The 23,462-nt window shown below is 62.1% G+C and carries 23 protein-coding genes; 17 read left to right on the top strand and 6 right to left on the bottom strand.

The features are described 5' to 3' along the window. Positions 1–111: 111 nt before the first annotated feature. Positions 112–2,943: a glycoside hydrolase family 31 protein gene (locus IGX34_RS10455; protein WP_192555661.1), complete on the bottom strand. Its 2,832-nt coding sequence runs from the start codon at positions 2,941–2,943 to the stop codon at positions 112–114. A 417-nt stretch (positions 2,944–3,360) separates the two neighbouring features. On the opposite strand from IGX34_RS10455, the gene IGX34_RS10450 reads away from it, so the two are divergent. The 12 genes from IGX34_RS10450 (at position 3,361) to IGX34_RS10395 (ending at position 13,836) form a co-directional block, all read left to right on the top strand. Beyond that, positions 3,361–3,660 (top strand): hypothetical protein, encoded by a 300-nt coding sequence (locus IGX34_RS10450; RefSeq protein ID WP_192555660.1) that lies wholly within the window; start codon positions 3,361–3,363, stop codon positions 3,658–3,660. A gap of 317 nt (positions 3,661–3,977) precedes the next feature. Beyond that, a complete protein-coding gene (locus tag IGX34_RS10445; RefSeq protein ID WP_192555659.1) occupies positions 3,978–4,403 on the top strand; it encodes a hypothetical protein in 426 nt (141 codons plus the stop codon). Between the two features lie 12 nt (positions 4,404–4,415). Further along, positions 4,416–4,799: a hypothetical protein gene (locus IGX34_RS10440; RefSeq protein ID WP_192555658.1), complete on the top strand. Its 384-nt coding sequence runs from the start codon at positions 4,416–4,418 to the stop codon at positions 4,797–4,799. Between the two features lie 90 nt (positions 4,800–4,889). Next, positions 4,890–5,402, top strand: a complete 513-nt coding sequence (locus IGX34_RS10435) for a hypothetical protein (RefSeq protein ID WP_192555657.1) — start codon at positions 4,890–4,892, stop codon at positions 5,400–5,402. A 51-nt stretch (positions 5,403–5,453) separates the two neighbouring features. Then, positions 5,454–5,900 (top strand): hypothetical protein, encoded by a 447-nt coding sequence (locus tag IGX34_RS10430; protein ID WP_192555656.1) that lies wholly within the window; start codon positions 5,454–5,456, stop codon positions 5,898–5,900. A 20-nt stretch (positions 5,901–5,920) separates the two neighbouring features. After that, a complete protein-coding gene (locus tag IGX34_RS10425; protein ID WP_192555655.1) occupies positions 5,921–6,433 on the top strand; it encodes a hypothetical protein in 513 nt (170 codons plus the stop codon). A 92-nt stretch (positions 6,434–6,525) separates the two neighbouring features. Then, the gene (locus IGX34_RS10420; protein WP_192555654.1) at positions 6,526–6,984 is read left to right on the top strand and encodes a hypothetical protein; all 459 of its coding nucleotides are present in this window, start codon (positions 6,526–6,528) and stop codon (positions 6,982–6,984) included. Between the two features lie 45 nt (positions 6,985–7,029). After that, positions 7,030–7,278 (top strand): hypothetical protein, encoded by a 249-nt coding sequence (locus tag IGX34_RS10415; protein ID WP_192555653.1) that lies wholly within the window; start codon positions 7,030–7,032, stop codon positions 7,276–7,278. A gap of 215 nt (positions 7,279–7,493) precedes the next feature. Continuing rightward, on the top strand, positions 7,494–9,503 hold the full coding sequence (locus IGX34_RS10410; RefSeq protein ID WP_192555652.1) for a CocE/NonD family hydrolase: 2,010 nt from the start codon (positions 7,494–7,496) through the stop codon (positions 9,501–9,503). 14 nt (positions 9,504–9,517) lie between these two features. Beyond that, the gene (locus IGX34_RS10405) at positions 9,518–10,057 is read left to right on the top strand and encodes an SLOG cluster 4 domain-containing protein (RefSeq protein WP_192555651.1); all 540 of its coding nucleotides are present in this window, start codon (positions 9,518–9,520) and stop codon (positions 10,055–10,057) included. Between the two features lie 202 nt (positions 10,058–10,259). Then, positions 10,260–11,753, top strand: a complete 1,494-nt coding sequence (locus tag IGX34_RS10400) for an ATPase domain-containing protein (RefSeq protein ID WP_192555650.1) — start codon at positions 10,260–10,262, stop codon at positions 11,751–11,753. Further along, positions 11,746–13,836: a PAS domain-containing protein gene (locus tag IGX34_RS10395; RefSeq protein ID WP_192555649.1), complete on the top strand. Its 2,091-nt coding sequence runs from the start codon at positions 11,746–11,748 to the stop codon at positions 13,834–13,836. Before IGX34_RS10400 ends, IGX34_RS10395 begins: the two co-directional genes overlap by 8 nt. A 240-nt stretch (positions 13,837–14,076) precedes the next feature. Here IGX34_RS10395 and IGX34_RS10390 read toward each other — a convergent pair whose 3' ends face one another. Next, positions 14,077–14,937 (bottom strand): hypothetical protein, encoded by an 861-nt coding sequence (locus IGX34_RS10390; protein ID WP_192555648.1) that lies wholly within the window; start codon positions 14,935–14,937, stop codon positions 14,077–14,079. Between the two features lie 34 nt (positions 14,938–14,971). Further along, positions 14,972–15,103 carry a hypothetical protein gene (locus IGX34_RS22370; RefSeq protein ID WP_274380825.1) on the bottom strand — a complete coding sequence of 44 codons (132 nt, stop codon included), beginning with the start codon at positions 15,101–15,103 and terminating at the stop codon, positions 14,972–14,974. A gap of 204 nt (positions 15,104–15,307) precedes the next feature. Between IGX34_RS22370 and IGX34_RS10385 the strand changes: the two genes are divergently transcribed. Then, entirely contained in the window at positions 15,308–15,652 is a 345-nt protein-coding gene (locus IGX34_RS10385; RefSeq protein ID WP_192555647.1) for a hypothetical protein, read from the top strand. Between the two features lie 8 nt (positions 15,653–15,660). Continuing rightward, positions 15,661–15,993: a low molecular weight protein tyrosine phosphatase family protein gene (locus tag IGX34_RS10380; protein WP_192555753.1), complete on the top strand. Its 333-nt coding sequence runs from the start codon at positions 15,661–15,663 to the stop codon at positions 15,991–15,993. Positions 15,994–16,032: 39 nt separating this feature from the next. Here IGX34_RS10380 and IGX34_RS10375 read toward each other — a convergent pair whose 3' ends face one another. Further along, positions 16,033–18,966, bottom strand: coding sequence for a putative bifunctional diguanylate cyclase/phosphodiesterase (locus IGX34_RS10375; RefSeq protein WP_192555646.1), 2,934 nt, complete (start codon positions 18,964–18,966; stop codon positions 16,033–16,035). Positions 18,967–19,327: 361 nt separating this feature from the next. Here IGX34_RS10375 and IGX34_RS10370 point away from each other — a divergent pair, with 361 nt between their 5' ends. Further along, positions 19,328–19,618, top strand: a complete 291-nt coding sequence (locus IGX34_RS10370; RefSeq protein WP_192555645.1) for a hypothetical protein — start codon at positions 19,328–19,330, stop codon at positions 19,616–19,618. A 41-nt stretch (positions 19,619–19,659) separates the two neighbouring features. Here the strand turns inward: IGX34_RS10370 and IGX34_RS10365 are convergent, their stop codons facing one another. After that, positions 19,660–20,370 carry an SDR family oxidoreductase gene (locus IGX34_RS10365; protein WP_192555644.1) on the bottom strand — a complete coding sequence of 237 codons (711 nt, stop codon included), beginning with the start codon at positions 20,368–20,370 and terminating at the stop codon, positions 19,660–19,662. 133 nt (positions 20,371–20,503) lie between these two features. On the opposite strand from IGX34_RS10365, the gene IGX34_RS10360 reads away from it, so the two are divergent. Beyond that, positions 20,504–21,454: a LysR family transcriptional regulator gene (locus IGX34_RS10360; protein WP_192555643.1), complete on the top strand. Its 951-nt coding sequence runs from the start codon at positions 20,504–20,506 to the stop codon at positions 21,452–21,454. Positions 21,455–21,510: 56 nt separating this feature from the next. Here IGX34_RS10360 and IGX34_RS10355 read toward each other — a convergent pair whose 3' ends face one another. Next, on the bottom strand, positions 21,511–22,671 hold the full coding sequence (locus IGX34_RS10355; protein WP_192555642.1) for a 3-keto-alpha-glucoside-1,2-lyase-like domain-containing protein: 1,161 nt from the start codon (positions 22,669–22,671) through the stop codon (positions 21,511–21,513). 278 nt (positions 22,672–22,949) lie between these two features. On the opposite strand from IGX34_RS10355, the gene IGX34_RS10350 reads away from it, so the two are divergent. Beyond that, a complete protein-coding gene (locus tag IGX34_RS10350; protein ID WP_192555641.1) occupies positions 22,950–23,462 on the top strand; it encodes a Cif family virulence factor in 513 nt (170 codons plus the stop codon).

Raw genomic sequence — 23,462 nt, 5'->3', positions numbered from 1 at the left:
CTGCGCCGGGATGACGGGGTGATAGATGGCGGGTGATGTGTGATGGGTAATGGGTGATAGGTGATAGGTGATAGGTGATAGGTGATAGAGGCATCACGCATTCCCCCAACCCTAGAACCCGCCCCGCGCAAACAGCCAGCTCCCATCCGGCTGCCGCACCATACCAAAGGTGCGATCGGCACTCTCCTGGCTGTCGTCCGCCACAAACAGCACCCGGAACGAAAAGCTGTCCGGCGATGCCTGTTGCACCGAATGAATCCCGCGCACGCTCAGGCACTGATGCCGGTCGTGATAGCGCGTGGCATTCATCGCCGACAGGTAATACGTGCTGCTGCCCACGCCCGGTGTTTGATAGGCATGCAGATGATTCCACGCATCCCAGGCCGGATAGCAGCTCAGATACATGATCACCCGCGCGATATTCGGCAGCGCCTGGTTCCAGGAAGGCCGGATCGGCAGCGGCACGCCTGGCCCATCCAGCGCCATCTGCAACTGCTGTAGCTGTGCCGGCGTAGGCTGCGCCACGCCGGCCTGATGCACCAGCGCCTGCGCATTGCCGGCAAAGCGCTGCGCGAGCGCCGCCTGCCGGCTCTGGCTGGCCGGCTGCAGTGCCACGTGGATGGCGTGCGCGGCGGGGAGCTTCAAATAGGTGACATTGCCGTACAGATCCTCGCCGGTAGCCCAGCCGGCCTGATCCTGCGCACGCAGCGCATCCAGGCTGGCCGCATGTTTGCCTGACAAGGCCGATACCTGCGCGGCGAGCACGCCATGCAGCTTGATCAGGTAATAACGCAGCGTCGGCTGATACGAACCCTGCGGCGCACCCAGTTCGAACGTCGCCTGCTCGCCGGTATTGGCTACCGACAATCGCTGCCGGTAGAACGCGCCCTGTTCATAGGCGTAGGTGCTGCCATCGTCATCGTAATAATCGAATGACGTGGGCGACGGCCCAGGAAACGCATCCACGTCCAGCACGGTCAGCGGCTTCTCGCCTACGTATTGCATGGCCGGCGCGGTCGGAATAATCGCACCCTCGCGGACAAACAGGGGGATATCCTGCCAGGACACATCGTCGAGCGGATAATCGATTACCTGTCCGCCCTGATACACCACGCCGGTGGTGTAGTCCGTCCAGCGCCCGGCCGGCAGATAGATGCGCTTCACCGTCTGCCCCTGCTGCATCACCGGCGCCACCAGCAAGGCATCGCCGAACATCCATGCATCCACATCGTTGCGCACGTTCGGATCGTCCGGATACGCGAACGCCAGCGGCCGCACCAGGCCAACGCCCTGGTCGTGCAGCTTGCGCTCGTAGGCGTAGATATACGGAATAAAGTGATAGCGCAGCCGGATTGCGCGCGTGGCCGCCGCCTCGGCCACGGAGCCATAGCGCCACGGCTGGCGTTTCTCGTTAAGCGAGCCGTGCACGCGGAATACCGGCGTAAACGCACCGAATTCCACCCAGCGCGCGTAGTTCTCGTCGCTGGGGTGGCCTTTGAAACCGCCGCCATCCATGCCCCATTTCCATTCGCCCAGATCGATGGCGCTGAGCATGCGCTCGCGCTGGTCGGCCATGCTCTGGAAACCCGTATCGATATCGCCCGACCACAGGCCGTAGGCATAGCGCTGCGCGCCGAGATAGAAGTTGCGATTGATCGACCACACGCGCAGCGGTGAATGCGCGCGCTGGCCGTCATACAGCGCACGCTGCATATTCATGAATTGGCGATCGTCGCCGGTATCGTCCCCTTCGTCGTTCCACCAGCCGATCAGGCCGGTGTCGAAGGTGTGCTGCAGCGTGTCGTTGAAAAACCAGGCGCGCGCCGCCGGCTTGTTGAAATCGATGTCGCGCACCAGCTTGTGCGAGAAATAATCGGCAATGGCGGGTTTGTCCGCGTACCACAGGTCGTGCGCGGTGGCGTAGCGGCCCTGCACGGTATCTACATGGATACGCGGCTTCATGATGCCGCTCAGATGCATACCGCGCTGGTCCAGCTCGGCCTTCAGCTTGCCGCTAGGGCCATCGGGGAATTTATCCGTGTTCCAGCGGAATTCGCCGTAGTTGTCCTGGCCCCAGGCTTTCCAGTCGAAATCCAGGGTGACGTTGTCGATCGGAATTTGCCGCTGGCGATAGCCATCGATGATGTCCAGCAACTCGTGCTCATCAATGCCCCACTGGCTGTTGGTAAAACCCATCGCCCATTTGGGATAGAGCGGGGCAGGGCCGCTGAGGGTGGAAACCGCGGCGAAGATATCGGCAGGCGTACCAACGATCAGGTAGTAGTCGATGCTATTGCCCGGATAACCATCGATGCTCAGCCGTGCGCCCTGCAGTTCGAAACGTGCCGGCATGGCATCCACCAGCACGCCATAGCCGCGCGTGCTCCATACAAACGGGGCACCCGCAAAGCCCTGCTCGCCGGCCTTGGCCACTTCCACACCGCTGCGCAGCAGCTTGGGATCGGAAGGCTCCGCCGCGTAATAGCCGTGGATGCCGTAGAGCGGATCGTCGGCCGCGTGCGACAGCACAATGCGGCCTTGTGCCAAGGCTGCCAGATCGTCCTGGCGCAGCAGCACGTGGCCCTGCTTGTCGCTGATCGCAAGCTGCGACGCGTGTTTGTCCCAGCGTACGTCGATGCGGTCCGACGACATGGTCAGCGCGTCGGCGCCATCCTGCAGCGTGGCGGTGATGGCCGCAGGCGTGGCGTGCGGATCCATCACCAGGCTCTTGGGCAGTGCGGCGGCGCCGTTCTGCAGCACCTGCACTTGCAACACATTCGGTGCGATCAGCTGCAGGTGGATCGACACATTCGAGCCGGCCAGCGCGATGCCGTTGCCGTTTTGGCTGGCGGTGATCGTGCTATCCGCGTAACAAGGACTGGCCAGCCACACCAACAACAACCAGCCAATTACGAATTTGAAGCCGGGTTTCGAGCCTTTCATCGTCATCGCTCTCGCTGCACGTACTCGCGGAGTGTGGTCGCGTTGTGTGCCTCGTTTCAACCCGATAAGAGGATGTGTCTCTGACAGATGGCCGCTATTGGCATCGGGATAACGGCAAGTGGGTGTCAGGGAATTCTTCTTTTGCTGAATATGCACGGGCGTACGTTGACGCTCTGGTGACGTGGTTTTAGCGTGCATAGGTCGCTGCCAATTCAGCGACCGGGTGTCAGAACCCGACTCTCCCAAGGCGCGCGCGCCGGCAGGCGCGTTTTATCATCAGCGCTAACACCCCCGCGTTTATGGCGGGCGTGCCGGGCAGGCTTCGGCCTGACCGGGCCCTTGGGAACCGGTTTCTGACCCCGTCACGCCCGCCGCCCGCGTTATGCAGGCGGCGTTCCACTTCGCATGGAGCGAACGATGACTACGCAAACCCCCACCCCCTGGACCACCCTCAATACCAGCTACTACACCGCCAGCCTCGGCGACCCGCTCAGCCTGCTGGACGACGCCTCGATGCTGCTCAACGGCGCCCAGAGCATCAGCCGCATGCTCTGCGACGCACTGCCCACCACCGAAAGCCTCGATCGCGACGACCTGGCCAACGCCATGTGGTGCGTCGCCACCTTGATCGACATGGGGCAAGGCAGTACGCGCGAAGCCATGCGCCGATGGCCTAGAGGTGGCGAAGATGCAGGTGCCGGCATCAAGGCGGATTAAACCTGCCGTGCGATAACCAGGCGGGTAGCCGGCTTCCGCGCTTTAGCGGTGTGCACGCCATACAGCGCATCGGCTTCCCGCTTTTTTGCTCGATAGCCTGGATAAACCAGCAAACTAGCCTCAGCCTTCACAATCACCCCGCCGTCATTCCAGCCTGTACCGGAATGACGGTGGGCAAGTCTGCTATTTCTCTGCCCGAGCAACACTGCGCGACTGCTTCAAGATGCGTAGGCAATGCAGGGATCGGATATCCTGCGCGCAGCCAAGCCTCTACACACCAGCCGGCGAACGCTCTTCAACAGGGACAGGGAACCTCCATGCGGGAACAGCTCGCACAACCCATCCGCACCGCCTTGCTCATCATGAGCATCTTCGCCGCCATCGGCCCCATGCTGATCGGCGGCATCATGTTGCTGATCAGTATGGCGTTCTGCGATTCGGGGCCTATCCATAAATGCGTGGAGGCAGGCGCCCTGTTTCTAGGGGCCTTCGTGCTGTGCGGCGCCTTGCCCATCCCCGCTATTTTTGCGCTCACAGGTAAAAGCAGCCGATTGGGCTGGTACCTGTATCTCTATCCTTTCCTTATGTCGGCACTGGCTTGCGCTGCTTACATCGAAGGCGCCATCGGGCTGGGGGCCGGCAAACTTGTTTTAGGTTATACGGCGCTTGCGTGCGTGGCATTTATCCATCTGCTGGTTCGGCCTGCCGAGGCAGGTGCGTCGAACAGCGAAATAATGAGTTGAGAAGGGGTGGCAGTGAATAAGTGCTTACTTCTGTTCTTGTTGCTTCCGCTGTGTGCTTCAGCCTTGGAGCCGGAACCGCGTCAAACCTGGTTCACGGGCACATATACCGATCTTTGCTACAACAAGGACGGCAGCGATTTGCTGGGCATGGAGCTTATGATCATTCCCAGCTCTGCCGGTTATTCGGTAGTCGTGCAAATTGCGGAAGGTGGCGCTCCATATACCACCGTGGTTCCCATCACCATTCAGGGAAAAACAGCCTCATTTACGCTTCCATTCGGTGGTCCCTATGGCGGAATGCGATTTGAGGGGAAGCTAAGCAGAACATCTCTTGCGATCAAGTGGCAAAGTGGCGAGCAGGAAACTCTGAAGCGCGGACCAAGTTACTGGCAATAGCGATGTCGCAGAACATTTTGGCAGTGCATGCTCGTTCACGCCTGCCTGATGCATATCTTCAAGCTCACATCTCACATGGAGAGAACGGATATGAAGCTCTTGGTGAAAGCCCTGGTATGGGCCTCCGTGGCCGCTCTTGCGTCCTCGCTTGCCGTTGCGGCATCACCCATAGTCACCCCTGCGCAACACCTCACCGGAAGCCCTTTGCTCGGTAACTGGCTACTGGATACTTCGCGCATGCCCATACCGCCCGAGCAGCGTCCGCAGAGTGTCAGGTTTGCGTTCGCCGATGCCGGCAACAACACCTTGGCCATGCATGTGGATATTGTTTATGCCCCCGGCAACGAAGTGCATTCGGCCAGCACGGCGCCCCTCGATGGCACCCCGGCTCCGGTCAAGAACAGCCCCGAAGGCGATGCCGCCTCATTCAAATCGCCCGCACCCAATGTCCTGGTCATGGCGCTGCAAAGGGGAAGCGTGCTTGTTTCGACACGCATCTATGCCGTCGAGCCCGACGGTCAGCACCTGGTCGAGACAGCGGTGTATCCCGGCAAGGACGGTTCGATCGTTATGCGGACGAACTATTTCACGCGCGCTCGATAGGTTTGGAGCGAGGGTGCCCGCCCTCATGGTCAAGACGATGGAGATAACGTCATGAAAAGCCTGGTCTCATGGGTGTCCTTGGCGGCAGTTGCTGCTCTTTCTGTCATACCGGCCGTCGGTAGATGCGATGACAACCTGCAATACGCGTGGCATGTCTACGAGACCAAGACTTATTTTATCGTGATTACGGAAACGTGTACTCAAGGCGATATCGAATGCAACGCGACCTATGCCGGTACAAATAAGCAGAATGGATCTTCGGTCCTGCTCAAGGGAAAGACTGCCTTGCGCATGTGCGGCAACGATCCCAATACACCATGTGGCGTTTACGGATGGACCTTCACTAACGGCGCTACGGAGTATTTCGTCATAACCAACGGCAGCTTGTCTTTGAATGTGTCTGTGAAAGGGAAGCAGGTTCTGAGCGAGAGTGCCAAGATGGTGGCGGAGGGAGATGGAGTTTTCGGCGTTACCTATCCTGAAGAGAAAAATAAGTAGCTACGGAGAGAAGGGGATTCATGCATTTCTTTTGGCTGACAGCTTTTGTCGTCGGGTTCGCGTTGTCTATCGTGAGGTTGTATTCGAATCGAGAGCAGAGCGATGAATGCGCTGAAAACCGGTTTTTCATGACGCGCGCGTGGAGCTACATAATGATATTCATGGCAATTGCTGGTCTTTGCATGGCGGCGGCTATCTATTTTGGTCATTTTGGCCACCCAAAAGAGGATGCTTTTCCTGGGTTGGCACTAAGTGCTGGAGCAACCCTGTGCGCTCTCGTTTGGAGCTGCTATGAAGTGCGGTTAGAGCCATCTGCGTTGCGTTTTGGTCTGCTGGCGAGGCGGTCGCTTCATTACGAGTCCATTGCCAAAATCGTTGAGATTCGCAACGAAAAAAGCCCAAGAGCTATATTGGTGACCGTCGGCGGCAAAAAAGTCGGCATTTGGAGCAACTTGAGCGGGTTCGATGTTCTTATGCGGCGCTTGGCCGACAGATGTCCTGGGGCATCGCACGAGCGGGTAGGAAGGGCCTGACCGGCGGTCGAGGATCAAAAGGCGTAGTGGACGAAGTGGTCTTTTGATTATTCCTATCCTCGTTTTTATTTGCGCTGTGTGAAGGTCGAGTTATGCACACCTATCCTCCTGCGGTAGTTGCGATATTGATGCTGGCCGTAGCCACCATCATGTGGCGCGCCAGCAAGTACAGCGCCCGCGGCATTCTGCAGCGACAGTTCAAGGCAACGTTTGACCCCGGCGGCCCCTACATCGAGTGCGGCGTCCGCTTTGTGCTCGATGACATGCCGGCGCCGTGCGCGGTGCGTACCACCCGCGAAGGCTGGTATATGGTCACGCCGGATGCGATGCGCAAATGGCCGAACTGGAGCAATAACGTCGCGTTCTTGAAGCAGGCGGTGTTTATTCCGTGGGCGTCGCTGGACTATTACCGGGCGAAATCTCCCATGAGCAACTGGGTGCGCTTCGATGTGAAGGGCACCAAGGCCACGTTTTTTGTAAAGTGGGATGACGCTCTGTCTTTGTTGCAATCGGGCGGGATGCCGCTGCCTCCCGAGCATAGGCAGCGCTAATCAGGGCCGCAGGGGCAAACGGTTTATCTGCAGGAGTCGCCAGCCATGATCTTCGCCGTGTTCCTGATCTCTCTCGCCAGCGCGAAAACCGAGCGCATCGAGGAAGCCCCCGAATTGCTTGAGCGCGATGGGCGCTGGTTTTCGCTGCGTGGCGGTCCGCGCCAGCCGCAGCCGACCGACCATGCATGGGACCCCGTAGCGGTGTATGCCCTGGACGAATTGTCCGAGGAAGAGTTCCAGCAGCTGTTCGAGGCGCATAGAGCGCATGTGCCGGAATTGAATTTGAAGTACTGACCGGCCTGCGCTGGCTGAGTAATGGGCAGACGGTAAGGTGTGCCGTTCCCACCATCATGTGCATGGCGTGCATCCCTCCATGCAGGCACATGCAGGATCAGGCAAATCGATAAAGCGAGGTGCACCCGCTGCGCCGCGGCCCTGTGCCTTTAGTCATGGTTACTCATGGCACCTTGCTGGCCGACACTCGGGGAACGACTCGTAGGGGATACAACATGCGTCTCACTCAGCTGGCTTCCGCCTCTGCCGGAGCATTGGCTTCGTTTGGACTGTCGCTGCTGGCGGCCAATCCGGCCGCCGCACAACAGAGACCCGATCCGCAGGCACAACTGATCGCCAAGCGCAACGCCATCGAGCAGGAGCTGGAGAAGGTGGCGGTGGTCGACCGCAAGGTGATGATCAAGATGCGCGACGGCAAGCTGATGGCGGCCGATATCTATCGCCCGAAGGGCGCCGGCAAGGTGCCGATCATCTTTTCGCGCACGCCTTACAACTTCAATTTCTGGGATGTGAAGCTGGGTGCGCCGAGCGACATGACGCGCGAGCTGGATGCGGTCAAGCATGGTTATGCCTATGTGGATATCCAGGAGCGTGGGCATTTCTTCTCGCAAGGCAATTACGACATTCTCGGCATGCCCTTGAGCGATGGCGCCGATGAATTGAAGTGGATGTCCGCGCAGCCCTGGTCGAACGGCAAGGTGGGTACCACCGGCTGCTCTTCCACTGCGGAATGGCAGCTGGCGGTGGTGGCGCAGAACAATCCGGCGCTGACCACCTTCAATGTGCAGGGTTTCGGTGCGGGCGTGGGCCATGTCGGTCCGTACTACGAGCAGGGCAACTGGTATCGCGGTGGCGCGGTGCAGATGCTGTTTATTTCCTGGATCTACGACTACGGCATCCAGAACCAGGTGCGGCCGCTGTTCCCCGGCGATACCACCCAGGCCGAACTGGTCAACGCTTCGCATTTCTTCGACCTGGCGCCGCAGATGCCGCCGGTCGACTGGAACAAGGCGTTCTGGCATTTGCCCGAGAAGGACATGATCACGTCAGTGGGCGGACCGCCGGGTATTTTCGAGACGCATATGCCGGTGGCGACCGGTGGCGACATGATTGCCCGCGCACCCAACGATCCGGCCTGGTACAAGGGCGGCCTGTGGCACGAGAACATGAAGGTCAGCAAGCCGGGCCTGTGGTTCATGAGCTGGTTCGACGTGTCGGTATCGCCCAATCTGGCCGCGTATAACCAGGTGCGCCGCACGGCGCCGAAGGTCGTGGCCGATCAGCAATACGCGATCATCGCGCCGGTGCTGCATTGCGCGTACACGCGCGCCACCGATCACACCATGATCGGCGACCTGGACGTGGGCGATGCGCGTTTCAATTACAACGACTTGGTCTTCGGCTGGTTCGATCATTACCTCAAGGGCGAAGACAGCCCGATGCTGGATAAGCAGCCGAAGGTGATGTACTACGTGATGGGCGCGAACCGCTGGGAAAAGGCCGATACCTGGCCGCCGGCCGGCGCCACCACGCAGGATCTTTACTTCACCAGCGAGGGCCAGGCCAACACGCTTTACGGTAACGGCAAGCTGGTGGCGGCACCGCCTGCGGCCGATCACCCCGACCAGTTCGTCTACGATCCGGCCAATCCGGTGCCCACCTTCGGCGGCGGCGGTTGCTGCCAGGGCACCGCGGTGAAATTCGGCTCCTACGACCAGCGTCCGCAGGAAACGCGCAACGACATCCTGGTCTACGATTCGGAGCCGTTCAAGCAGGGCACGGAAGTGAGCGGGCCGATCACGGTGAGCCTGTATGTGTCCTCGAGTGCGAAAGATACCGACTTCACCTTCAAGGTGATCGACGTATATCCGGACGGCCGCGCTTTCAATATCACCGAAAATATCCAGCGCATGCGCTATCGCAATGGCTATGACAAGCCGCTGGCCTGGATGGCGCCGGGGCAGGTGTACAAGGTGACCTTCCAGCCGATCGATACCAGCTATTACTTCCGCGCCGGCCACAAGCTGCGGGTGGATGTTTCCAGCAGCAACTTCCCGCGTTTCGATCGCAACCTCAACACCGGCGGCAATAACTACGACGAAGCCCAGGGCGTGATCGCGCACAACGTGATCCATCACGATAGCGAGCATCCGTCCAAGATCACCATCACGGTGGTGCCGGATGCGGCGCCGGTGGCCGACGCGCCGGCTGCTGCATCCGACTGAGTGCAGGCGCCGCCATGAGCCACGGAACACGACGGCCGCAGGTATGTGTACTGGGCAGCGCCGAGCCAGGGTCGAAAGCTTTCGACCTGGCCGGCGATGCCGGCGAATGGCTTGCACGCCATGGCATCACCCTGGTCAGCGGCTGCGGCAGTCCCGCCACCCGCGTTGCGGCGGAGCGTGCGGTGGCCGCGGGCGGCACGGTGGTCAGCATCATTACCGATGCGGAAATGCCGGCGCCGGATTGGCCGGCGACGGTGGTTATCCCGTGCGGCATGGGCGATGCGCGCAATCTGCTGATGGCGCTGGCGGGCGATGCCTGCATCGTTATCGGTGGCCGCGCAGGCACCATTTCGGAAGTGTGTCTGGCCTGGCTGCATCGCCGGCCTTTGCTGCCGCTAGCCGGCTGCGGTGGCTGGTCCGATGGACTGCTCGATCATCCGCCGGATGAGCGGCAGAATTCGCCGATTCTGCCGTGGGGCTCGCTGGAGGCGCTTGAGGCGCAACTGGGCGCGCTGGGCTTGCTCCAAGCCGATTACGGTGTCGAGGAAGCATGAAAATTTCGCAAATTTCGCGGTAATCATGACTGCGTGATGCGCCAATGAATTTTTGCCGGGAAGTGCCGCAAGCGGCTTAATTTATGTGAAAAAGCTCGCGCGATGACGTGCGCGCTTACATAAGTCTTACATTTCATCGACGTTTTCGTGCCGTCCAATAACAACTATGCAGGGTAACTACCTGCACAGGATTGGACCGCCTATGCATTCTTCTGCTCGCTGCAGTACCGGCAATGCTGGCCTTGATACGGTTCTGCACGGCGGCCTGCCAGCCAGCCATATTTACCTGCTGGAGGGCCAGCCGGGTTCCGGCAAGACCACCCTCGCGTTGCAATTTCTGCAAGAAGGCGTGCGCCTGGGCGAACGCTGCCTGTACATCACGCTGTCGGAAACGGCGCAGGAGCTTGCCGATGTCGCCACCTCACATCACTGGGATCTGCAAGGCATCGACTTGTTCGAGCTTTCCTCGGTGGAAGATCTGCTCGGCGATGAGCGCAGCCAGTCGGTGCTGCATTCCTGGGAGGTGGAGCTGGGCGAAACCATTGCCCTGATCAAGCAGCAAATCGAGCGCATCGGGCCGCGCCGGGTGGTGTTCGACAGCCTTTCGGAATTGCGGCTGCTGGCCCAGGATCCGTTGCGTTATCGGCGCCAGGTGCTGGCGTTGAAGCAGTTTTTTTCGCCGCGCAATATCACTGTGCTGCTGATCGACGATCTCACCGGCAATCATGCGGATCGCGACACGCATCTGCACAGCCTTTGCCACGGCGTGATTTCGCTGGAGCGCTTCACCCTGGAATTCGGTGCGGCGCGCCGCCGCCTGCAGGTGCGGAAACTGCGTGGCGCCACCTTTATTGCCGGCTACCACGATCTGTCCATCCGTAAGGGCGGCCTGGAGGTATATCCGCGCCTGATCGCTGCCGAGCACCACATTACGTTCTCGGATAACTTGGTGCCGAGCGGCATCGCGCAATTGGACGCGCTGATCGGCGGTGGTGTATTGCGCGGTACCAGCACGCTGCTTACCGGCCCGGCGGGCACCGGCAAGACCACGCTTGCCTTGCAGTACGTGGCAGCGGCATGCGCGCGCGGCGAGCGCTGCTACTTGTATGAATTCGACGAACGCATCGGCACGCTGCTCAGCCGCGCCGAAAACATGGGCATGCCGCTCACCCGGTATATCGAGGAGGGGCTGCTCGACGTCATGCAGGTAGATCCGGCCGAGATGTCCCCCGGCGAATTCGCCTGGAGCGTGTTCAAGGCGGTGCAGGACAAGGGCTGCAAGATCGTGGTGATCGATAGCCTCAACGGCTATCTCACCGCCATGCCGCAGGAAAAGCATCTGCTGTTGCAGATGCACGAATTACTGGCGTTTCTGAATCAGTCGGGCGTAACCACCTTTTTGATCAATCCGATGTTGGGTCTGGTCAGCTCGATCGATGTGGGGCAGCTCAATGTGTCCTATATCGCCGATACGGTGGTGCTGTTCCGCTACTTCGAAGCGGAAGGACGCATTCGCAAGGCGCTGTCGGTGATCAAGAACCGCGGCGGCAGGCATGAGGAGACGATAAGAGAAGTTCGCATCGATCGTCAGGGCCTGCGCGTGGGCGAACCGCTGACCAACTTCCGCGGCGTGCTGACCGGAACGCCCGAGTTTGTCGGCAATCTCCGGCCATTGATGGAAGGTCGCGATGCATAAAGAGGCCGTACGCGGCTATCGGGCGCTGATCGTGGCGCCCTGGCAGCGCGATGCCGAAAGCCTGGCCAAGGTGCTGGCCCAGGATGGCTATCACACGTGCATATATCCGGACCTGATCGCGCTGAGCGAGCAGATCGACGAAAACACGGGTGTGGTGATCCTCACCCATGAAGCGCTCGAGCATGGCATCGACCGGCTGCGACGTTGCCTGCAGCGCCAGCCAACCTGGTCGGATGTTCCTTTTGTCGTACTCAGGTCAGCGCGCAGCAGCGGGATCACTCATACGGTGCCGCTGCCGGCCGAGGTGATCAACCGCATCGAGCTGGAACGTCCGATCGGGTCGGTTTCGCTGCTCAGCGCCGTGGCCACCTCGATGCGCTCGCGGCAAAAGCAATTTGAAATCCGCGATCGCATCGCCGAACTGGCCGCCAGTCGGCATGCGCTGACCGAAAGCGAAGCGGAACTGCGGGTGATCACCGATGCGTTGCCGGTGTTGATCGCCTTTCTGGATGTGGGCTTGCACTACCGTTTCGTCAACTGTTCCTACCAGGACTGGTTTGGCTTAGCACCCGCGGACATGCTCGGTAAAACGGTGCCGGAAGTATTCGGCGAGGAATCTTCGCCCGCGTTCCTGGCCTCGATGCAGCAGGCGCTTTCCGGCGAGCCAGGCGGTATCGAAGAGGTGTGGCAGCATCGCGAGGAAGGTCAGCGCGAAGTGGAAATCCGCTTCTTGCCACGCTTCGCGCAGAACGGAAAGGTGGATGGCGTGCATGTGTTCGCCGCCGACATCACCGAACGCAAAGCTTCGCTGCAAGCGGCCCAGCACGCGGCCGCCATACTGGAACAAAAGGTTGCCGAGCGCACCGCCGCGCTGCAGGCGGAAATGCAGGCCAGGTCGGAAAGCGAGACCGCATTGCGGCAGGCGCAAAAAATGGAAGCGGTGGGCCAGCTGACCGGCGGCATCGCGCACGACTTCAACAATATGCTTACCAGCATTATCGGCGCGCTGGACATTATCGGCATGCGCTTGCAGGAAGGACGCACCGACCGGCTGGAGCGGATCATCCGTGCCGCCTTCGAATCGGCCAATCGCGCAGCTGGGCTCACACAGCGCCTGCTGGCTTTTTCCCGTCGCCAGTCGCTGGATCCCAAGCCGGTGGATCTCAATGCGCTGGTGCAGTCGATGCATATGCTGCTCAGCCAGACGCTGGGCGAGCGCATCCAGATCAAGGTGGACCTGGCCGGATCGCTGCATAAGGCGTTGGTGGATATCAACCAGCTGGAAAGCGCCATTCTCAATCTATGCATCAACGCCCGCGATGCCATGCCCGATGGCGGCCAGCTATGCATCACCACGCGTTTCTCGCCCTCCATGCCGTTTACGCGCGAGGTAGGGTTGGTCAATCCGGCCGGCTACGCCGTGCTCGAAGTGGCCGATACCGGCGTGGGCATGGATCTGAGCGTGCAGGAGCGCGTGTTCGAACCCTTTTTCACCACCAAGCCGCTGGGGCAGGGAACCGGCCTGGGACTGTCGATGATTTACGGTTTCATGCAGCAGTCAAAAGGGCATGTCGATATTCAATCCGCCCCCGGCAGGGGCACGGTGATTGCGCTCTATCTTCCCGTGGCGCCGGGGGATTACGCCGCTAATGGGGTTATCCGGCAGGACGCGTCCATTCCCAAGGGCGAGGGCCAGCAGATCCTGGTAGTGGAAGACGACGACCAAGTCCGTTGCCTGGTCAGCTTCCTGCTCGAAGAGCTGGGCTACACCGTTACCACCGCACGCGATGCGATGGCGGCGATGCCGCATTTGTCAGGCCCCGAGCATATCGACCTGCTTATTTCCGACGTGGGCCTGCCCGGCATGAACGGCCGACAGCTGGCCGAACTGATGCGCGAACATCATCCCGCCGTGCCCGTGCTTTTCATGACTGGCTATGCCGAAACCGCGGCCGTGCAGTCGGAATTCCTGGGCGAGAACATGGCCATCATCACCAAGCCGTTCGCGCTGGACGATTTTGGACTGGCCGTGCGCCAGGCGCTCGCCAGCCAGCCGCACCGGGTCGCTTCCCAGGCGCCATAAAAAAACAAGGGCGCCTGGGGAGGCGCCCTTGGGGGAGGGGAGCAAGTCCTTTTCGAAGTCGCCGTGACTTCCTCATCGTTCCTTCGCTGCACATCGTTGCGGGGGAGCGCCGACGCGGCATGCTTGCTCGCTTGGTACAGCTCTAGATTTACGGTGACCGCCGTGATGCAGCTGTGCCCGAACAGTGAGCGAAATGTATGCCGGCCGCGGCATGGCGAATGATGCGGCCGGCGTACGCGTTCACCGCCGGAGCGGCCGGGCTGCCGAGTTCTCGAAGCGGCGCAGATGGTAGATGCGCCCGATATGGTGCGCGCCCACCCAGCCGCCCAGGGCGGCGGCAAGCAGGCCGAGCAGCAGGCTGGCGAAGCCGATCCACAGCACGGTGGCCGCGTTGTGGGCGAGCTGGTCGGCGCGGCGCTTCGCATCCAGCTGGGCCGCCTGCGTATCGGCGGCGATGGCGGCCACGATGCCGGCGCCATCGGCAGCGCTGGTGCGATTGACCGCGGCAAACAGATTGGCCGCCATGTTGTCGTTGCCGGCGAGCAAGGCGGCAACGATCTGGTCCGCCGTAGGCCGGTCGTGCGTGGTCAGGCGCGCCTGCACGTCGGCCTGCAGTACTGCGAGCGATCCATCGCCGCCTGCGGCCAGCGCGCCGGGCGCGGGGCCCGCCGGCATGCCGGCATCTGCCGGCGGCGGCCCCATGCCGGCGTGCATGGGCGCAGCCTCGCGATGCATCGCGCCCAACCCGAGCGCCAGCCACAGGAACGCCACGCTTACCGACAATCCCCACACGGTGGCGCCGTGCAGGCTGCCGATGGTGCGGTCATCGTGCGCCGCGTACCAGCTGGCGAACATGCCGCCCAGCCAGAGCGACACGATCCAGGTCAGCACCATCCAGATCGCGGTGCCGATGCCGATGCCCTTGGCGCTGGCGTGCGCGTTCCAGGCATTGAAGGCGGAAAATCCCATCGCCATGCCGCCTACATAGAGCAGCACGGCGATACCGGTGGCGACCAGCCAGCCGGCCACGATGGCGCGAAAGCTCATTGCCGCCACCCGACTTTCCATTACCGATGTTTCAGCTACCAATACGTCGACCATGGCCATTCTCCTCAAGCGTTTGCAAGGCGAAGCGTCACGCGCATCCGCGCAACAGGGCGATCACAATCAGGATCGGGAGGGGGACGCCCAGCAGCCACAGAAGCACATAGCCGATACCGCCTTTTTGACGACGGGGATTTGCTGCTCGATCGGGTTTGTCATGCATGGGAAAACTCCTCTATCGACGCGCCGGGGCGATGCGCCTGGGACCGGGCGTGGAGGAAACTATTTACGGCAAGCCGTTATTGGCTTGTGACCCAATCCCCTACAAAGCGTGCACGTACCACACGCTTGCATGCCGGCGAGGACTTGCTTGACGGCGCCAAGTTCGCCAACTCAAACTAGCTGCGGGGAATTTGGGGAGCAGCACATGAGCGATACGATCAGGGATCCGGCGCAGGAGCGCCGCCGCTTGCGCGCAGCGCAGGAAAGCATGAAGCAGAAACGGAATCTGGCGGCCGGCGGTTTCGTGGTGGCTTCCGGCTGTTTGTATCTGTCGGTAGGCATGCCAGGCTTGCCCGACACCGTGTGCTGGGTGATGCGGATCGCGGCGCCGGTCATTTTTGGGGTGTCGGCATTGCCCTTTCTGCGTTCGCCGTGCCCGCAATGCAAACAGCCTTATCACGCCCTGGCGAGCCTGCTGCGCAATCCGGAGCACACCTTGCCGTGCAAATCGTGCGGGTTTCAGATCGACAAGCATGTGTCGATGTATTGAGCGCGCATTTGCCTCGCAACGTTCTTTTCATCTGCTCGCAAAACCGCTTGCGCAGTCCGACGGCCGAGCAGATGTTTGCCGATTGGCCCGGCATCGAGACGCAGTCGGCGGGGCTTGCCCATGACGCCGGCAATCCGGTGACGCCGGAACTGCTGGCCTGGGCGGATCTGATCTTTGTGATGGAGCAGGTTCATCGCAGCAAGCTGGCCCGCAAGTTTCAGCGCTACCTGCATGGAAAGCGCGTTATTTGCCTGGGCATCCCGGATGACTATGACTTTATGCAGCCGGCATTGGTGCAATTGCTGCGCCTGAAAGTCACGCGCTTCCTGCCGCGCGGCTAACGGCTGCCGTCGCTGCCCGTGCGGTTCGGCGGGCGGCGATTACGGGGTGCCGGCCTTGGCCGATCCCCACCGCGCCAGGAAGCTGGCCAGGGTTTCCGGCTTGCCGAGGTAGAAACCCTGGGCGCCGTCGCAACCGTGCTGATAGAGCCAGCGATATTGCGCAGAACGCTCGATGCCTTCGGCGATGACGCTGACCTTCAGGCTCTTGCCCAGCGCAATGATGGCGTCGCAAATGGTGGACGAGCGTGCGTCCCAGTCGACGTTGCGGATAAACGCCTGGTCGATCTTCAGCATGTCGATCGGCAGGTCGCGCAGGTAGGACAGGCTGGAAAAGCCGGTGCCGAAGTCGTCCAGTGCCACGGCCGTGCCGTCGGAGCGCAGCTGCTTCATGATGCCGATGACCTTCTCGCGATGGTCGATCAGGCTGCTCTCGGTCAGCTCGATGTGGATGGCATCGTGCGGCAGCGAATAGGCGCGGCGGATGGCGCGCAGGTTGGCGACCAGGTCGCTGCGCAATTCCGCCGGCGAAATGTTGACGCCGATCGGCAGGTTTTCGAATCCGGCCTCGCGCAGCTGCAGGCTGGCCTTGGCGGCCTGGTTCAACACCCATTGTCCCAAGGGCACGATCAGGCCGGATTCTTCGCACAAGGGAATAAAGGTCGACGGTGAAATCAGCGTGCCATCGTCCTGCGGCCAGCGGATAAGCGCCTCCAGGCCGATCAGCTGCTGGTCCGGATAGTTGGTGATCGGCTGGAAATGCATTTCGAATTCGTGGCGTTTGACGGCCCGTCGCAGGCGCGCGGCGAATTGCAGTTTGTCCTTGGATTTTTGTGCCAGCGCGGTCTCGAAATAATGGATCGGCTGCTCGCTGCGGATATGCGCATGCGCGGCCAGCGCCGCACGGCCGAACAAGATCTCGCCTTGTGCGCCATCCTGCGGATGGCTGGCTACGCCGATCACGATATCGATCTGGTGCTGGGTTTCCTCGTAGTGCAGCGGCTCGGTCACGCTGTGCGCGATGTCCTGCAGTTTGGTGTGGGTGAGTTGCCCGGAGGTGACGAGCAGGGCGAAGGCCTCGTGTGTGACGGTGGCCAGGAATTCGCCTTCGCCGGTGTGCTCGGCCAGGCGTTCGGCCACGGCCTGCAGGATGCCGGTGGATACATTGATGCCGAAGGTGTCGGAGATGGCATCCATGCCCAGCAACTGCAGATAGGCGACGTCGAAGCGGCGGCCGTTGTCGATCAATTCGTCCAGCTGGCCGAACAGCGCGTGCTGGTTGGGCAACTGGGTGGTGGTGTCGTGCAGGGCGCGATAGGCCATTTCGCGCTCGCCGGCCAGCTGTGCGGTGATGTCTTCGGCCAGCACCAGGCGGGCCTGGCGGCCGTTGAAAACGATGTTGGCGGCATGGATGCGCACGTCGATGGACTGGCCTTGCTTGGTGCGGTGCATCCATACCTTGGGAATTTGCCTGGCCTCGGAGGACGACAGCAGATGATCGTTCAGTTCGGTGTGCTCTGCCGGGTCGCGGATGTCCAGAATGGTCATGTCGAGGAATTCCTCGCGCGTGTAGCCATACGCCCTGACCGCTGCGGCGTTCACCTCCAGGAAGCGCAGCGATGCGGCGTCGAACACCCAGAACGGCAGCGGGTTGTGTTCGAACAGCGAGCGGAAGCGCTGTTCGCTCTCGGCATGTTGCTGGTGGGCTTTCCATTGCTCGGTGACATCGACCACGGTGCCGGTCATGCGCTTGACGCCGGCCTGGTCGACCACCACCTGGCCGCCGGCCGACAGGCAGCGGATGCTGCCGTCCGGCTTTTTAATGCGGAACTCCGCACGCAGCGGTTCGTCGTTGTTCCAGGCCGTTTTGACCTTGGCGATCAGCGGTGCGCGGTCCGCTGCAGGCACCAGCGCCAGGAGTTCTTCGACACTGGCCTCGCAGCGGCCGTCGGGCAGCCCGAAAATATCGCCGGCTTCGTCCGTGCACTGGAAGCGCCCTGCGTGGAGGGTCCAGATGGCGGTGCGCCCCACGCGTTGCGCGGTATGCAGATCTTGCGTTTTGTCCTGCAGGCTCTGGATGTAGTAGCGCTGCATCCGCGTGGCCCGATACATCACGCCCAGCAGGCCGGCAAATACCAGCAAGTAGAAAACATACAAGGCGACGGCAGTGACGATCTGCCGGTGCCAGGGCGCCAGCGCGCGTTGATAGCTGATCTCCGCCACCACTTTGAACGGGTAGGACTCCACCGGCGCTTCGGCCCATAACGGCAGCGGGTCGCGCAGGCCGAAGAGCGTGGCGATCCACCAGGGCGGGCTGGCGTGCTCGGCGCCGAGTGCGGCCGCTTGATTGCCACCCTGCACGATGGTGCGGCCATAGGCACCGACCACCTTGAAGAAGATGTCGGCCGAATGGGGCACATCGGCGATCGAGCGCTGCAATACGCTGGCCTCGATATCGCCCACGATCCATTGCTGCGCGCCCAGCGGCGCGGTCACCGAGAACACCGGGCCGCGCGGCGTATCGGCCATGGGACCAAAACAGGGCAGGCCGGTGCTGGGCGGGATATGCGCGCCGCAGGATGTCCACACGCTGTCGGCCGGTACCGGCAAGGTCGACGCATTGCCGGGCGTGGGCGCATGGATGAAGCTGATGTTCACGATCTGCGGTTGCCGCCGCAGTATCTCGGCCAGCAGGCCCTGCAGCAGTGCATCGCTTTGCTGGGGCGCGGTGCGCTGCAGGCGATTGGACTCTTCCGCGATAAAGCTCATCGAATTGGCGCTGGCACGCAGCGGAATGCGTATCGCCTGGGCGGCGTTGAGCGCCACTTCATGGGTGTGCTGGCTGCTCTCGCTCAACTGCGAGCGCAGGTCGGAGCGCAAGCCATTCATCAGCACGGCCAGCAGCAGCACGGCGCTGAGGCTGCCGAACATAAGCACAGTGGATTGGGAAGGGACCTTGGGAGCCTCGTTCATCATGCGCTGGCGCCACGCCATGTAATGGCTGTGCGGCGGAGGGTGGCGCAGGTGCCGCAGTTAGGCTTGTGCCGCGCCGCGTCACTTTTTACGGTGAACGTATCGTGCCCGGCATGTGAAGAGGCCGCCTGATAGCGGCTGGAGGCGCACTGGCGGGCCTGCAGAAGGGTGTTCAACAGCTGGTTCTGCCATTGCATAAGGCTGCTCCAGGCATCGTCGCGTCGCTTTCAGGGCTGCAGGTAAATGTCGCGGTCTATCCCGATCCGAAACCGTGATGCTGCGCACATTCTAGGCGCAGCTGTGGCGCGGCGCATGCTTACCGCTGTGTGAAGCCTGAAAGCCTCGTACTTCGAGGGATGTGGAGATGGAACAGATCGTTGAATGCCTTATCGCCGGAGGCCCCCAGCACGGCGTCGTGCGTCGTCAGCTGTGGGATCCGCGCTACACCGCGCCGCCGGTGATCGCGTCGGCCGATGGCGCCGTATGCATTGCGGCGGCATGCCGCCATGATCGCCATGACAGCAACCGTTTTCTATTGCTGCATCCGCGCGCCACCGGGGCGCAGATTCTCGCCATGATGGATCGGCTCGATGCGCAGCGCTGCGCGCAGGCATGCGGCATGGATGGCGATGACGCGCTGACGGATTCCGGCTAGGCCGCAGCGTGGCGGCGTGGCCGGGCGACACCGTGCGTGGTTTACCAGGGCACGGTGCGGTCGAGATAGTCGACATAGTGCAGGCCGCGCGTGCCTTGCCGGGATAGCAGTACATCGACCACGCGCGGTACGTTTTCTTCCATGCTGAACGGTGCATCGGGACCGCCCAGGCCGGTGCGCACCCAGCCTGGCGCCATCAATACCAGGGTGCGCGCCGAATCGGGCTGGCGTGCGGCAAAGCTGCGCATGAACATGTTCAGCGCGGCCTTGCTGCCGCGATACAGCTCGCGGCCGCCTTGCTGGTTGTTGCCGATGCTGCCTTGTCCGGACGACATCGCACCGATCATGCCCGTAGGGCTGACGTACTGCTGCAGGCCTTCCACCACGCGCATGGGGCTGAGCGCATTGGTGTTCATGATGTGCATGAACTCCTCGGTCGACACTGCGCCGATGCTTTGCGCGGGATCGCGATTGGTCGTGCCGGCGTTGACGAACAGCGTGTCGAACATGCGTCCGGACAGGCGCTGCTTCAGCGCTGCGAGCTGATCCGGTTCGCAGATATCCAGCACTTCGATATCGAGCTGGCCGGGGTACGGGTCGGCCAGCTCGTGCAGCGGCGTGCGGGTGGTGCCGCCGCGCACCGTGCCGGTGACCTGCCAGCCCCTTTTGAGGAATTCGCCGGCCATGGCGTGGCCGAGGCCGCGCGATGCGCCGATCAGGAGAATGCTGTTGCGGGAAGATGTGCTCGACATGTGGGTGGTCCTGCGAAGCCGTGATCGGCGGCGATGGTGATACACGTATCCGGCATGCACAAGACGCACAGAATGCAATCCATAGTTGCATATAACGCTAGGTATGCAGCGCCGCTTGGGCTAGGCTCGCGGCATGGACGACATCGATCTGAACCTGCTGCTTGCCCTGGATGTGCTGCTGGCCGAAGGCAGTGTGACCGGCGCCGCGCGCCGGCTCGGCTTGAGTGCGTCGGCCATGAGCCGCACGCTTACGCGGCTTCGCGCGGCCACCGGCGACCCGTTGCTGGTGCGCGCCGGACGCGGGCTGGTGCCGACACCTTACGCCGCCGCGCTGCGCGGGCGCGTGCATGAATTGAGCCGCGAGGTGCAGGCGATTCTGCGCCCGCAAACCGAACATCTCGCACTCGCCTCGCTGGCGCAGACGTTTACCATCCGCGCCAACGAAGCCTTTGTCGAATTCTTTTCCGTGCCCTTGTTGAAAGCGGTGGCCGAGGCGGCGCCGCATGTGCGCCTGCGCTTCGCACCCAAGCCGAACAAGGATGCAGCGCCGCTGCGGGAAGGGCTGATCGATCTGGAGATCGGCGTGGTGGAAAACGCCGCTCCGGAGCTGCGCACGCAGTTTCTGTTCGAGGACACCCTGGTCGGCGTCGCGCGCGTAGGCCACCCGCTGCTGCGTAGTGCGCGCATAACGGCCAAGCTTTATGCGGCCTGCGAGCATGTGGTGGCCTCGCCGAAAGGCGATTTCGCCGGCCCTGTCGACGCTGCGCTGGAACAGCTGGGGCTGCGGCGGGAAGTGCGGGTGGTGGTGCCGGGATTTCCGGATGCCATGCGCATCGCGCGCCATTCCGAGCTGGTGGCGCTGGTGCCGCAGTCCTGTCTTGGCAATGCACTGGCCGGCGATCTTGCCGCCACGCTGGGGCTGCAGGGTTTTCCGTTGCCGGTGCAAACGCCGTCATTCGCCATCTCGGCGATCTGGCATCCGCGCGTGGACGCCGATCCGGCCCATCGATGGCTGCGCGACGTGGTAATCGCGCTGTGCCGCAAGGCGTATCCAGCTTCGGCGCGCAGGGTGGAAAAGCGCTGATCTGCTTTGGGCGGCAGGTCATTCCGGTGCGGCCGGAATGACCTGCGCATGGGCACTTACTGTTGCGTGATACCGTCCGCACGATCCATGCGCATGATGAAACCCCAGCCATAACGCCCGCGCATATCGGGTGTATTGGCATCGATGGCGACGACCACCGAGTTGGCGCCCCGATGCAGCGGCAGGTCGAAACCGTCGTTCTCCAGCGAGAGGCGCCCATCGGGTGCTTTCCTGCCGCCTTTGACGTTGTAGCGATTCTTGCCGGCGAATACCGGCTTGCCATCGGCGAACACCCAGATCTCGCGCAGCCAGCCGAGTGCCACGTGCCGCACTTGGTCGCGATCGGCGTGCAGCGTGGTGCGCAGCCAGATCACTTGCGGTGGCGCCTGCCGGGGTGTGGGCGCGTAATAGCGGCTCAGATTGATCAGGCCGGCATAGTCGGGCGTCACCGGCGACCAGTGCGCGCCGGAGCCGGGCCGATCCGCCAAGCCGAGCCGATCGGCGCTGGGCATCGATACCGCTTCACTGGCTTGCCAATGCACCAGGTAGCGCGCATCGCCTGCGGCAGGATCGGTTGGCGCTTGCGGATCCAGGCCATCGGTGACGCCCGGCGCGAGGGTCAGGTTGGCGTAGTAGGCGGGGCCTTCGAAAGCGATGGTTCCGCTGCCGGCCGCACCTTCCAGATGCGTGACGCGCAGCGAAGGTTCGGTTTGCCGATTTACGTAGACATCCATGCGCTGGCCGGAAATCACCAGGCGCAGATGATTCCATTCGTTTTCGCGAAACGGTGCGGCGGCCTGGTCCTGCGGGTAGACATCCCACAGCACGCGGCCTTTCAGAATGGGCACGTACTGCAGGCAATCCTGCGATGCCGGGCAGTCGGGACTGACCCGGATATACAGCATGTCGGCGGTGTCGCCATCTTGCTGTCGAAAACGGATCCCCGGCATTTCTTCGCCCACCGGCTTGATGTCGAATTCGATGGTGCCGCTGCTGAACGACTGGTTTTTCAGTGCGACAAAACCTTCCTCGCTTGGCGAAGTGACCTGCAGGATGCCGTTGGGAAAGGCCTCCCGGGTGATGAAGCTGGCATGGCCGTTGGCTTCCCACGCACTGTCGATAAGTGGAATCTGCGCCGGCGCATCGGCTGTGGCCGGCATGGGCACGGTGCAGAGCAGGGCGAGGGCGCAGACAAGACCGGTCAATGGCTTTTGCATGGGACTTACCGTTGGAAGAGTGCGTGCACCCTAGCGGCATGGTGTTGGCGCGTCCGGCTCAATGATGCGAAGCGGGCGGGTGGCGTGCCGAAGCGGTTGCGCGCAGGCCTGCGCGCTTTTGCAGCGGTGCAGAGGCCGCACAAGCCGCTTCCGCCTGGGCCTTGCGCTCGTCCGCTTGAGCCCGCTGCGCGTCCAGTTCGCCACATCGGCGCCTGCGTCACGGCTCGGACGCGCTACGTTGGTGCCTTCGCCACGCGCGTCATATCGGATGAAGCATCATGAAAAAGCGTATCTGGATCGGCATGCTCCTGCTGGCACTCGGCGGCCATGCCATGGCACAGGATCAGCCCAAGTTCGTCACCGCTGCCGCACCGCAGGATTTGACCGCCATCCGCCACGTGATGGACAGCTTCCATCATGCCGTAGTCGCGCATGACGGCAAGGGTGTAGCCGCCCTGTTTCTCGATCCCGGCAGCACCTGGGTGATGGCGCTGTCCGACCAGGCGTTTGCCGCTGCGCGCGCCAAGAACGCCTCGGCGCAGAAAGTGCACGTAGGCAGCTATAAGGATTTCGCCACGTTCGTGTCGAACACGAAGTCGGCACTCGATCCCCGCCACACCGATATCCGGATTGCCAGCGACGGCACGGTGGCCTCGGTCTATTTTCACTTCGACTTCAATGTCGATGGCAAAGTGAACAACCGCGGCGATGAAACCTGGCAGCTGGTCAAGACCGCCGATGGCTGGCGCATTGTGGCCATCACCTATTCGGTGAATCCCGGGGCGGCCTGA

The sequence above is a fragment of the Dyella acidiphila genome (genome assembly GCF_014863405.1).
GTDB lineage: Bacteria > Pseudomonadota > Gammaproteobacteria > Xanthomonadales > Rhodanobacteraceae > Dyella_B > Dyella_B acidiphila.
The sequence above is the reverse complement of the archived record's forward strand: the minus strand, read 5'-3'. Positions and strand labels throughout refer to the sequence as shown.